The following is an 11337-nucleotide window of genomic DNA, read 5'->3' on the forward strand; positions in this document are numbered from 1 at the left end:
TTGTCGAGCCCTGCAGAACCACGATAAGTCATCGCATGCTGGGCTTGGCTTTGAGATAACCCTGTTTCTTCCGACCATCTCTAGAACTTTTCAAATATTGGCTCTGAGCAAGCGCTATAGATTATTTTACATTGGACATTGGCCGGTGTGACATTGTTTTTTTGGCACTTCTCCAAGGCTAATGTGCCCGCTATAGATTCAGTGCTTGCGCCGATGAACTCCGAAGAACCATTAGGGAAGGGTTTCCCATTTATCTGAGCCTCGGCGATTACTGCGCATTGATTTCTATAGGACAAGCCGATTTGACAATTTTTTTCTCCGTGAGATGCGCAACGCCTCAGCGCATCTGCTTCTGCTTCTGCCTTTGAAGGTTTTCCTGTGGTGACACCATAACTCGTGGTGGAATCTATGAAACCCATGGCGATTGCGCCCCAGGTCTTCACCCAGGTGCCCTGAGGCTTTTGTTGCTGTTGGGTTGTTTGAGGAATTGGTGCACATGCCATTGCACCTTGTCCCCCAATTGGGTATTGCCCGGCAGGGCATCCACCTTCCGCGTATGAGATATCTGCGTAGAAAGCTAAAACAAAAATATAGAAGTAAGAAAATCGCATAATTATCTCGACCAACATCGAATTATTTAGTTGTTTCCTTGGAAGCCACGCTTCTGGCATCCTGGACTTGCTAATGCTTTGCGAGCTCAGGTCTTCCACGTCATTGCCCATCGGGCTGTTGAGCCCTTTTGCGCCCCAGGGTGCTGTGGCAACCTTGTAGGATAGCTTGAGCACGATGGCCGAGACCACCGATAGCATGGATCATCGAGAACAAGGTGCCGATGTAGAACAGCCATTTCTTGAACAGATCCTTGGTTGCATTGAACATGAGCGTCAGGGCAAAAATCGGCCCGACGCCGATTAGGAAGGCCATGGAGAACGTGAAACAATAGCAACAGAGTTTCGAAAAACAGCTGCACGTCTGCTAACCGGAAGGTTTTTTCTTAAAATTTCTGGAATACCTGTTCAGTGCAATTGCTATAAGTGATAGTGCATTGAGCAGGTGGTTTATTAGAATTTCTACACAGTGAGGATGCGCGGGCTGATGCCTCCGCAATCGTGGCATTTCCTGCGAATTGTACCACCCCCCCCGCCGCGGTTTTTCCGTCTACTTCTGGTGTCGATATTGCGGCGCATTGATTGAAATATGTAAGCATAACTTCGCAATCTTTCTCGCCATGTGAAGCGCATTTCGCCATAGCCTCATTCTGTGCTTCACTCTTTGAAAATTTACCTGTGGAAACTCCATAATTGACAAATGAATCGATAGAGCCCATCGCGATGGCGCCCCAGGTTTTGATCCATTGCCCTAAGGGCCGAGCCTGTGGCTGCGAATTGTTCTGGGGCATTGGTGCGCATGCCACTGCTCCTTGTCCGCCAATAGGATACTGCCCCGCGGGGCAGCCACCCTCTGCGCTTGCAAAACGTGGAGTGAAAACCAAAAGAAAAATTAAAGACCAATAGAATTTCATGCCTGCCTTAACCTGAATTTAGATGAATTGATTGTTATTCTGATATGCGATGCCCTTGGAACCCGGAATTGCTGGCTGTGCTGCTTGGAGCTATTCCCCAGTGACCCGCTGATTGGTGGGGGTAAAAGGCGACACTCTTGAATCATGTAGTACCGATGTATTATTACCACTCGCTGTAGCATATAAGACCTCGGCGTCTGGCCTTGCGGCCCTGGGCTTGATCCTGCGCTATCAAACGCCGAGAACGCCATTAAGCTATCCATGCTTACCTGCCACAGCGCTGCCGCTACAGTGGTCATGCTTATGATGACGGTTGTCAGCAACAGACCGATACCGCCTTGCTGCATGGCTTGTGAGCTCAGGCCTTCCACGTAATTGTCCATCAAGCTGTTGAGGCCTTTTGCGACCCACAGTGCTGCGGCCAACTTATAGGAGAGCTTGAGCAACATGGCCGAGACCACCGAGAGCATGGACATCGAGAACAGCGTGCCGGGGACGTAGAACAACCATTTCCTAAAGTAATTAGCTTATACATAATTGGTTGCCCATGCTTGAGCACTTATGAAACTTACATTGCGCTAAAAAGTAAGAGAATAGTACAGATGTGCTATTGCCGAGGGCGCGTTGATTGCGTTAAAGAAAAAAATGCTACTACAGCAGACGGTTAAAGATACTTTTTAAAGCTGCCAGCGGTCAGGTTCGTGACAAATCCCAATAGCGCAGCGCTCGGGATCAAGATGAGCAGCGGGTGGACTGAAATCGGTAGCGCCAAGTAGATCACCCAGGGCAGGATCGCCAGCGGCATGAGCGAAGCCTTGGCGCGGTGATAGATGAATCCCGACTCCCGGCCTGCGCCGAACTTACGGACATCACGACGCACCAAACCGTCCACGAGACCGACGAACGCAGCCATGACGAATAGTGGCAGTGTCAGCACCAACACCAATAGCCGGACTAAAAAAGTGAGCGCTGTAAACGCTGCGGCGACCAAATAATTTTCCGCCCACACATACACCTGGCTTATGTAGTAGCGAAAATCGCGTGTTCCACCTTTGCTAGGTGCGCGGGCTCCCTCGGCAGTTTGCTCCATACGCGAGAGTAAGCCGGTGCGAAGGAATATCCAGCGATAGCCCGTCTCTACCAGTTGATGCGCGGAACGCCCAGGTTCATGGATGACTGCACTACGGGTGAAATGCTTGGACAGGTGAGTGAGTTCGTACTGCAGCATCTCTTGGGAGTGCCGCCAGCCTTGCTCTTTCCAGAAAAAATGCATGCCCACGCATTCGATCACAATCGAAATCAGCAATGACCCAACCAGCACACCAAAGAGCCGGAACGGCAACGTAATCAGACCAACCAGCAGCCCGTCACGACGAACCTCTTGGCGCTTTGCGGTACTTGCCACGTCGCTCATGACAGCGGCTCGCGAACTACCGATGCAGGCTCTGTTACATCCTCTACCAGACTGTCGGGCAACCCCTGACTCTGCAGGGTAGGTGATCCAGAGTTTTCCCACCATTGGGCGGAGTCGCTGTAGCTCTGGCGCATGTAGCCTGCTAACTGCTGCAGATCCTTTGGCATGACCTCATCGGGATCGGGCGCCGGCAGCGGCATGCGGATCTTCCAAAGATTTCCACCTTGCAGAAGCGCAAAACACTGCCCCTTAGGCAGCCCCACTACTTGCGAAGGCTCGATCATCGGTACGCTGGACATGCTGATGCGATCTTGAGTGTTGGAGGTGAAGTCCGTGGTACCTCGGATGTCCGAGCTGTCGGTGGCGCCACTGACGATGGTTGTGGAATAAATCTCGACTTTAGGTAGCTGGCGGGTGAGCAGTTCCGCCGTGGCTGTCTCCCGCACGCGCAGCATGAACAGGTTGTTGAAGTTGCCCACTACCTGACCGGCTTTGGCCCGATTTCCGATGCGCGCCTCAATGTCGCTGAGCGTCTGGGTGTACGCGGTGACTTGGATGCCAGCACCACCGCCCTTGTTGATCATTGGAATGAACTCATCGCCCATAAGCTCGTTGAATTCGTCAGCATGGATGTTGATCGGTAACTTCTCACCAGGAATTGCGCCTGGCAGACCGTCATCGATACCGAACTTGTAGATATGGCCGGCGACCGAAACAAGATCCGAGAACATCGAGTTGCCCACTGCTGCAGCGACCTCGGCATCTGACAGCGCATCTAAGCCCACATAGACAACCGCACGCTTGCGGATGATCTGCATCCAGTCGAAGATCGGTCGTGGGTCGGCCAAGTCGGAGTAGTTCGGCGCCAGCAACTGGGCAATTTTGCCGCTGGTCAGCTTCTCCAACAGTGGCAACAGCGAGGCAACGATCTTATCGAAGTAGGTCCTGTCGTAACGTACCGCGCTGCGCAGGCCCTCCAACACAGGATCGTAGTTGCGCACCTGTCCCAAGTACTGCTCCAACGCAATAACGCGCTTCTCCCGTCCAATCATGTTGCGCGGCATATTCTTATCATTCAGTCGGGCTTCTATCTGGACAATCACCTCCCAAGCCTTTGGCTCGTGTTTGGCGAAGTAGTGCTGCGCATACTCAATGAACAAAGCATCGATATTGATGACGTGTCGTTGTATCAGCAGATAGTCCGGCCGCTGCCCCAGCTCAATGAGCGCGCGGGCGATGATGTTCACGAACCGCCAGGCGAACTCGCGAAAAGCAGCACTGTTGCCTTCGCCCGACAACTGCCCTGCGATGCGCGTGGCAACTTCGGAAATACGCCCGAAACGGCCAACTGCGTTATAACGGGCGCTGATTTCGGGCCAGCCAAGGTGGAAGATGTAGAACTCCCCTTCTCGTCCGGCGCGCTTGGCCTCGACGTACATACGTTTGAGCAGGTCCGCATCTCCCTTGGGATCAAATACGATCACCACCTCGTGTTCCCCGGCTGGATTCCTACGACGGATATCCTGAGTGATGAACAGCTCAGCCAACCGCGTTTTCCCAACACGTGTGGTTCCCAACACCAGCGAATGACCAACGCGTTCGCCTAACGGCAGGCTCACATCAGTTTCTTCGGGCTCTATGCCATGCAATCGAGGTAGGCCGCCCACCGGAGAGAGCGGCCGCACCGGATTGAAGGGCATGTCCCAGCTGGTCATCCTGGCCAGGTTCGACAGTGGGAATGGCGCGAACTCCAGTCGTTCCTCCAAGCGCCGGGCCATACGATACATGGGCGTTGGCTCGACATAACGTCGAAACTCCGGGCGATAGGTCTGCATCAGTCGGTGGGTGTGCTTCTGCTCCCAGAGAAAACCTTTTCCGATGAAAAGCCGTTGCTGGCTGACCGGCACGTCGCGGCTGGTCATGACGTAGCGCGGCAGGCGCCGGATGTTTCGGCGATAGCGGAGGATGGTCTGGGCCTGACGCAAGCGGACGGCACCAAACGCCAGAAAGGCCAGTCCGCTGCCGATCCCTAGGGCAGGGCTCAACGCAAGCGACCATGGAGCTGCGAAGGAGAGAAAAGCCGCACCAGCACACACAGCTGTGGTGTAGAGCTCAACAGCAGGGCGCAACAATACTTCTACCGGCTGGGTTTGCGCCATGGCATCACTGCTCAACGCTGGTGCTGGTGATCAGCACGGGGTAATGGCTCACGCCTAGCCTTTCGGCCAAATCGTCGGCGGGGACTGCGGCGAGTTGCATGCCTGGCGCTAAGGCTCTCAGACTGGCGAGCCCTTGGGCTGACTCCACATTGACGACAAGGCCAACCGCCTTGCGCTCACGCAGTGCTAATGCATGAAGGCGCAACCAGTCATGCGATGCTTCATCGTCTCCGACCAGGAAAAATGGCTGTAGCCCCGGAGCCTCTATGACCCTGCGAGTGATCTTGCCAGGAGTGAGCTTGGCACTGCGTACAGGCAGCATGTCTACTTCGCTTACTGCTTTGGTGGGCGGTATTGGTACAGCGACGGGGGGCTTTGCTGGAGCGGATACACGCGGTTGCAGATTGAGCGCTTCGTAGTACGGTAATGCAGAGGCACCGCCAAGATCCTCGACGACTATCAAGGGCTCGCCTGCCAAAGCCATAGCGGGCAGAGTGAACAGCATCAACAGGCTTCGGGCATCCGCAATAAACCAACATTTCATGGTGATGTCTCCTTTCGAACGTTGAAGGTTGTTCGTGAAGAACCGCGAACGCGGTCAAGATGCCGGGCCACGCTTTGTCGATAGCGTGCGGCCGGTGCGCCGCCTGCCGGACGGTGATAGCGACCAATCGCCAGTAACCAGTCGTCCCCCGGTATGTGTTGCTCGCGCAGGATTTGCGCTGCGATCGCCAAGTTGCCATAAGGGTCGAGCAAGTCGCATGGGTGGCTGTAGCGATGCTTCTGATAGCCTAGATTGATCTGTCCCAAACCAGCATCGACGCGCGTCGAAGGCACCTTGCGCAACGCCTGCTGCAACCCGAAACAAGCTTCAGCACGGCTGGAGAAGCGCAGTGACTCGCCTGCAACATTGACTGACCAAGGCCAGGGAATGATGCGCCCCCCTCGACGGATACCGCTTTCCTGGAGTGCAACTGCGTACAGCACCGTTGAGGGAATACCGGCGCTCTGTGCCGCCAGCTGATAAGCAGGCGGTGGGATCTCCTGAGCATGGGCCGGCATACAGAGGATGCCGACAGTCAGCAGGAACGTTGCGCCCGGCAATGCCAGTCCTAAGGTTGGCGTTGCCATTGACCGTTGACTTGGCGTACGACAGCAGGCAGCTCACCTGGTAGTCCCAGAGACAGCCAGCGACCAGCATCGTGGTTGAGGGTAATCGTGCGAGCGCTGACTAGGGATGCATCGATCTTGGTGCGCCGCGCCCACTCGCGGATGCGAGCATCGTCAGACCGGCTACCCACCATATAAATGTCAAAAGCTGTACCCGTGGCTTGAAGGCGGTGGATGACCTGATCGCAAGGCAAGCAATTGTCGCGCACAAAAACTGCGGTTCGGCCGCTCTCTCTACTCGCGGTAGCGGCGTTGCTGGGCCCAGCATCTGGTAAATTGACACGTTGCAGATTCGGATGCAGCCGCTGCCACGCCTCGTCATAGGCGCGTTGGTAGGCCAGCAACTTGTCGACACGGCGTGCCTCTGCCTGCACCTGGAGCTCAGCATAGTGCCGCCGTTCCTCATCGGAGCGTGCTTCCGTCCCCAGAGCGGATAGTGGATCCAGATTGGGTGAATAGATGCCCAATGGGCCAGCCATCAGCTCCCGGTATCGTGTCCACTCCTCCTGCCGAAGCCCCCAGTCGCGCGCAAGCTTCTCGTCATGACTGTGATCGATTTGACTAGTTGACACCTGGGACTGTTTGGTTGTCACCTGCTGTGCCCATGCAGGTGATTGAAGTGTTGCCAGGAAGAGCGCAAAAAACGGAAATAGTGACCTCATGGCACGCTTCCCTCAGGGGATCGCCAGACGGCGGGTTTGCTCGCCTGCGCGGAACACGGCGGTGTTCCGATCAATTTCTTCCAGCTGCCATTGCCCTACTGCTTCACCGGGCAGCACTACCTGGATCTGAGAGGCTGAGAGTTCACCAATAGCGGGAGCAACTGAAACCGTGCGCTGCCCGGCACGCAGCTCCGATCCGATCACCCGAAACGGCATGGGGGTCTCAATCGGCTTAACCACCTTGGTTTGCGTTGCACGTGATTTACTTTCTACACTGCTTTGAATCGCAGCCTGATTCGCCTTGATTTGATCCATCTCCATACGAAGTGCAATCAAATCATCCGAAGTCGCGCGAGTGGCGAGTGCTTGCTCAAGCTCATCAATTCGATGTTCCGCAGCCTCACGCACATCTTTTAGCGCTGATGCGGTGGCCGATTCCGGCCGGGCCTGTAGCGCCCGATTTGCGTCAGCGATTTGCGCCTGACCTACCTCCAGCGCGTGCAAACGATTGAGGGTCTTTTCGCGTTGCGACTGCACAGCGATCAACGCGATCATCACTAAGGCCATAAGCCCGACAAGCCACACCCACAGCAATATCTGGATGATTGAGTAGGCTCGTGAATGTTTTGCGCCGAAGATGATCTTGGGTCTAGTCATTGCTGGGCTCCATCTTGCGGAAACACCTGAGCCGGCTCGGAGCTCTGAAGATCCTGAGATTGAAGGTCAACATGAGTTCCAGGACGGACAAAGCACACCTGCCGTGTGCTGTCATTGACCTCAACATCCCAAGCAGGGCCTGCCAGAGTGAGTAGCGCATCGCGCAGGGTCATAGGGCCCAGTTGCAGATGGGCGGCGGGCATTGGCAGCGGGTAGAGTTCAAGGGCGGCTGATCCCGTTTCACACATTTGGTAGCCACTGCGATTGAGAACGTGGCGTAGGCCATCGCCAACACTAGCTCTCGCTTCGTCTGGCATACGCACATCAATGACCTGCAGCAGTAGGTCACGCTGTGCTGAGCCAGGAGACAGTTCAACCAGGGTGTAGCGCCCATAGCGGATCACTGGAATCAACTCCGGATCGGCCTGGTCGCGGGGAGCGATTACCTCCTCAGTAGGGGGTGGCTGAACTTCTGAAGACGTAGTGGCGCAACCACCAGTAAAAATGGCAGCGACTACCAGACCACAGCCAGCCAGGAGTGAGGAGCAGCAGATGTTTTGCATGAACCGGCTTCCTGTTGCAGTAAGCCGACACCATCCCTGCAGACAGCAACCCCGGTCAGTAAAGAATGCGAATTAGCGCTCATCCATGTTCTGGCGTGCTGATTGTCAAACCATCGGTAGCAGAAGTATGCATTAGAAAAAAAAGCCGGCGCCCCGAAGGGTGCCGGCTGATTCTGGACATCAAGCAGCAACAAGCTGCCTTGCCAAAGCGACCTCAATTGAGTCGCCATCCTGATTGAGCACGTCAAGCCCCGATTCCGGGACGTCGCCCGAAGTGCTTTGAGACACCAGGATCTTTTTGGCCATCAGAGCAAGGCACGTCATCTGCGACGTGGCCATGTACCCCAGGTAGATCACCCTCACACGCAACTTCTGGCCTATACGCCATGAGCGACGTGCGGCTTGCTGAAGCGTGTAGATGTTCCACCCTGATTGCATGAAGACAATCGTGGGGAACTCCAGCAGATCCAGCCCTGTTTTGACGAGCTCAGGGTTGGTGATGAGTACATCAATCCCTCGGTCAAGCTGCTCGGCAATCCAGTCCTCGCGGCGGCTTGCATCAACGCTTGCGCGCAGTACGGCGACCTTGAAACCCTCCTGCTCCAGCAACCCCTTCAAACGCGACGTGGTGTCGCGCTTGCCGGTATAGACCGAATAGACCAGGGTCTTACGACCCGCCTCCTTCTCCTCGCGACAAATATCAATGAGCTCACGCTCTTTAGGCATGATTTCCAGCTCATTGAACTGGGTTGGGGTGAACGCCAAGACCTGGCGTGTCCTCGGATGACGCACAGTTTCGGCACGGAAGCAGCAGTCGGACCATGCCAGTAGCACGTTGAGCACTACACCCAACAAGGTGGTATCCCGCTTGCGCAGGGCCTCCTTGAGCTCAGCAGTGAGACGAGCAGCCATTTCCCGGTAGACGGTTGCCTGCGCCTCACTCATCGCGACCTCCCGGAACTCTTCTTCATACGGTGGCAGGACGCCTCCGATGTCACGCAACTTCAAGAAGATCGTGTAGGGCAGGACGCAGCGCAGCACCCCCTTCGGGCCGAAACCCGGGGCCTTTACCGTTCGGACAGTAATCTTTGAGCCCTTGGCGGTCTTGTGGGCCGGCCCATCGCTCTCCGAGTAGATATCCTTCAGGACGCCGTGATCCCTCATGAACGCCATGGCGGCGGCATTCATGCTGCCGCTGCTGCTTGGACGGTAGCCGTCTTCGATCATGCGTCCGGGCAAAGCCCGGAATAGCAGATGAAACAGATCATCGGCATAGCCCCCCATCAGGGTGCCGGTGAGTAGCAAGGTCTTCCGAACCTTGGCCGCAATAACGCCCATCGCCTGGCCCTGCGCCGACCCGCCAGTCTTGTATTCGTGAGCCTCGTCTGCGATTAGCAAATCGAAGGTGCCCTGCGGGAGATAGCGTTTGACGTATTCGGAAGCCTGGTAGCCACCTTCGCCAAACCCGAACTCCATGCTGGACATCGCACGTTCCATCCGTTGGGCCTGCCTATCAGAAAAGACCAGCTCTCCCTTGTCGTCCATCAAGTTGATGAAGTTGTGGAGGTTGTCGCCAAGCATCGAGGCCAAGAAGCTATCCCCGAACATCTTCATCAGTTTCTGCGCAGTGGCTTCACCAATTGTTGGAATACGCTTCAAGGCTCTTAGCACAGCCGATGACTGATCGCTGCTGGACAGAGTTCGCGGACGAACCAACGTCCACAATGCGGTATCGCAAACGCTGCATCTGCGGCGTGCTTCTTCTGCTTCAAGCTCCAGAGCGTCAAGCGGCTCTCCATCCATGTTGTTGACGACGCTTCCGCAATGCGGACATGCGCCCACAACCCCGAATCGAGTGCGCTTGCGTGCGAAAGCAGGCATCCAGTGAAAGCCCATGCGCATACGCACTCTGCCGATGATGAAGAACTCCTGACCGTCGGCCGGGACGCCCAGTCGCTCGCGGAGCTTGATGAGTTTGAGCAGCGTGTCCGGGCCGTTAAGCACCCAGACCTTTGCGCCGGCAACAGTTTCCAGAATCTCTCGGCGCCACTTGTAAACCAAGTGCGGCGGGCTGAGAACCAAGGTACGGCGATAGCCCTCCGCGTGGAGAACCACTGCCAGCGCGATGCCGACAGTGGTTTTACCCGTGCCCATCTCACCGTTGACGATTGCCGCACGCTCGCCGTGGTTAGCGAGCAGCTCTGCAGCCGCATGGACGACCTCTGCCTGCGCTGGAAAAAGTTTGCGCTTTAGGCCCAGCAGGACAAGCTGACGATTAGTGCGTGGTGAACCGCTGTAAACAGGCGGATTAGCCTGATTGAGAGAGGTCAAAAGCTCGTCGCCAAACTCTGTAACGAAGTCCTGCAGACTGAGTGAGAGCTCCGACGATACGGGATCAATCTGATCAAGCAAATCAGATGCATTGCCTTTGATCAGCGCCTTGTCTGCGGCAGGAGCCGCATTGAGTTGAGTAGTCATGGTGATGCTCCATAAAAATCGGGGCACGCACCACCCCCGAGGGCGGTGAACGCCCCAAGGGGTTGAAGGTTGAAAGGCGACGCAAGGCCGCTGGAAAAGAAGTTCTACTGAGCGAGCAACAACGTGGTGGTGCTCCATCTATGAAACGAAACAGCCGAAGCGGGTCAGTGGATGGTGATAATTCGGCCGAACGAGTCAGAGTTGGGAGACAGGTCCCAAGCGCGGATTACAGGTACGAATTTGTCTGTGAGGATTCGCGTCTCTGCAACTGAGCCATCGTCGCGCTCGCGGTATTCCACGGCGGTGGCCTTCTGCTTGTAGGTATCTCCTTTCACAGCCAGGACTCGGCCATTCTTGGATTGCACGACACCAGATATGGCGCCGGCCGCTAGGGCGAGTGCCAAGTGCCAGTGGGACAACGCACGTACCGGGGCACGCATCGATTGCTGAGCCGCACCAAGGTGCGTTTCGAATGCGGGCCACAAGCCTTGGAGACGAGAAACCTCCTCCGCAAATTGCATCGGCTCCATGCTTAGCCGGTAGAAATGCTCTGGCTCAGACGTGGTTACAGGAACGACATAGGGAGGTAGCGTCCACTGGGCTGGTATTTCATCCAGGTCGAGCTCACCTTGCCCGATCTGAAGCAGTCGACCACGAATGTCCTTAGGGATGGTCTGATCAATGCGGCCAGAGGATGCGTCGACCCGCATCG

Annotated in this window: 11 protein-coding genes and 2 pseudogenes; all 13 read right to left on the bottom strand. The window is 55.8% G+C overall.

Going from position 1 to position 11337, the window contains the following annotated elements:
- Positions 1-80: 80 nt before the first annotated feature.
- The gene (locus J7367_RS21460) at positions 81-611 is read right to left on the bottom strand and encodes a DUF4189 domain-containing protein (RefSeq protein ID WP_139792783.1); all 531 of its coding nucleotides are present in this window, start codon (positions 609-611) and stop codon (positions 81-83) included.
- Between the two features lie 66 nt (positions 612-677).
- A pseudogene (locus J7367_RS21465) lies at positions 678-930 on the bottom strand (type IV secretion system protein); the annotation flags it as partial.
- Positions 931-994: 64 nt separating this feature from the next.
- Positions 995-1522 carry a DUF4189 domain-containing protein gene (locus J7367_RS21470; RefSeq protein WP_081027843.1) on the bottom strand — a complete coding sequence of 176 codons (528 nt, stop codon included), beginning with the start codon at positions 1520-1522 and terminating at the stop codon, positions 995-997.
- Positions 1519-1998 carry a hypothetical protein gene (locus J7367_RS22580; RefSeq protein ID WP_180301718.1) on the bottom strand — a complete coding sequence of 160 codons (480 nt, stop codon included), beginning with the start codon at positions 1996-1998 and terminating at the stop codon, positions 1519-1521. Before J7367_RS22580 ends, J7367_RS21470 begins: the two co-directional genes overlap by 4 nt.
- A 188-nt stretch (positions 1999-2186) precedes the next feature.
- Positions 2187-2936, bottom strand: a complete 750-nt coding sequence (locus tag J7367_RS21480) for a TIGR03747 family integrating conjugative element membrane protein (protein ID WP_039573873.1) — start codon at positions 2934-2936, stop codon at positions 2187-2189.
- Positions 2933-5095: a type IV conjugative transfer system coupling protein TraD gene (gene traD / locus J7367_RS21485; protein WP_039584593.1), complete on the bottom strand. Its 2163-nt coding sequence runs from the start codon at positions 5093-5095 to the stop codon at positions 2933-2935. The genes J7367_RS21480 and traD overlap by 4 nt, the downstream gene beginning before the upstream one ends.
- 4 nt (positions 5096-5099) lie before the next feature.
- Entirely contained in the window at positions 5100-5639 is a 540-nt protein-coding gene (locus J7367_RS21490; protein WP_039574848.1) for an integrating conjugative element protein, read from the bottom strand.
- Positions 5636-6157 carry a transglycosylase SLT domain-containing protein gene (locus J7367_RS21495; protein WP_236493592.1) on the bottom strand — a complete coding sequence of 174 codons (522 nt, stop codon included), beginning with the start codon at positions 6155-6157 and terminating at the stop codon, positions 5636-5638. The genes J7367_RS21490 and J7367_RS21495 overlap by 4 nt, the downstream gene beginning before the upstream one ends.
- A gap of 50 nt (positions 6158-6207) precedes the next feature.
- On the bottom strand, positions 6208-6927 hold the full coding sequence (locus tag J7367_RS21500; RefSeq protein ID WP_081027842.1) for a TIGR03759 family integrating conjugative element protein: 720 nt from the start codon (positions 6925-6927) through the stop codon (positions 6208-6210).
- Positions 6928-6939: 12 nt separating this feature from the next.
- Positions 6940-7584 (bottom strand): hypothetical protein, encoded by a 645-nt coding sequence (locus tag J7367_RS21505; RefSeq protein WP_039574849.1) that lies wholly within the window; start codon positions 7582-7584, stop codon positions 6940-6942.
- A complete protein-coding gene (locus J7367_RS21510) occupies positions 7581-8147 on the bottom strand; it encodes a PilL N-terminal domain-containing protein (RefSeq protein ID WP_081027841.1) in 567 nt (188 codons plus the stop codon). The genes J7367_RS21505 and J7367_RS21510 overlap by 4 nt, the downstream gene beginning before the upstream one ends.
- 180 nt (positions 8148-8327) lie before the next feature.
- Positions 8328-10625 carry a helicase-related protein gene (locus J7367_RS21515; RefSeq protein WP_039574850.1) on the bottom strand — a complete coding sequence of 766 codons (2298 nt, stop codon included), beginning with the start codon at positions 10623-10625 and terminating at the stop codon, positions 8328-8330.
- Positions 10626-10789: 164 nt separating this feature from the next.
- Positions 10790-11337: pseudogene (locus tag J7367_RS21520) on the bottom strand (class I SAM-dependent methyltransferase); the annotation flags it as partial.

It is taken from the genome of Xanthomonas sp. D-36-1 (assembly GCF_017746155.1).
Classification (GTDB): Bacteria; Pseudomonadota; Gammaproteobacteria; order Xanthomonadales; family Xanthomonadaceae; genus Xanthomonas; species Xanthomonas cissicola.

Coding starts and splice junctions, on each gene's coding strand:
- J7367_RS21470 (WP_081027843.1), bottom strand. CDS start 1,522: ATGAAATTCTATTGGTCTTTAATTTTTCTTTTGGTTTTCACTCCACGT.
- J7367_RS21495 (WP_236493592.1), bottom strand. CDS start 6,157: ATGCCGGCCCATGCTCAGGAGATCCCACCGCCTGCTTATCAGCTGGCG.
- J7367_RS21490 (WP_039574848.1), bottom strand. CDS start 5,639: ATGAAATGTTGGTTTATTGCGGATGCCCGAAGCCTGTTGATGCTGTTC.
- J7367_RS21505 (WP_039574849.1), bottom strand. CDS start 7,584: ATGACTAGACCCAAGATCATCTTCGGCGCAAAACATTCACGAGCCTAC.
- J7367_RS21500 (WP_081027842.1), bottom strand. CDS start 6,927: ATGAGGTCACTATTTCCGTTTTTTGCGCTCTTCCTGGCAACACTTCAA.
- J7367_RS21460 (WP_139792783.1), bottom strand. CDS start 611: ATGCGATTTTCTTACTTCTATATTTTTGTTTTAGCTTTCTACGCAGAT.
- J7367_RS21515 (WP_039574850.1), bottom strand. CDS start 10,625: ATGACTACTCAACTCAATGCGGCTCCTGCCGCAGACAAGGCGCTGATC.
- J7367_RS21480 (WP_039573873.1), bottom strand. CDS start 2,936: ATGAGCGACGTGGCAAGTACCGCAAAGCGCCAAGAGGTTCGTCGTGAC.
- J7367_RS22580 (WP_180301718.1), bottom strand. CDS start 1,998: ATGTCCATGCTCTCGGTGGTCTCGGCCATGTTGCTCAAGCTCTCCTAT.
- traD (WP_039584593.1), bottom strand. CDS start 5,095: ATGGCGCAAACCCAGCCGGTAGAAGTATTGTTGCGCCCTGCTGTTGAG.
- J7367_RS21510 (WP_081027841.1), bottom strand. CDS start 8,147: ATGCAAAACATCTGCTGCTCCTCACTCCTGGCTGGCTGTGGTCTGGTA.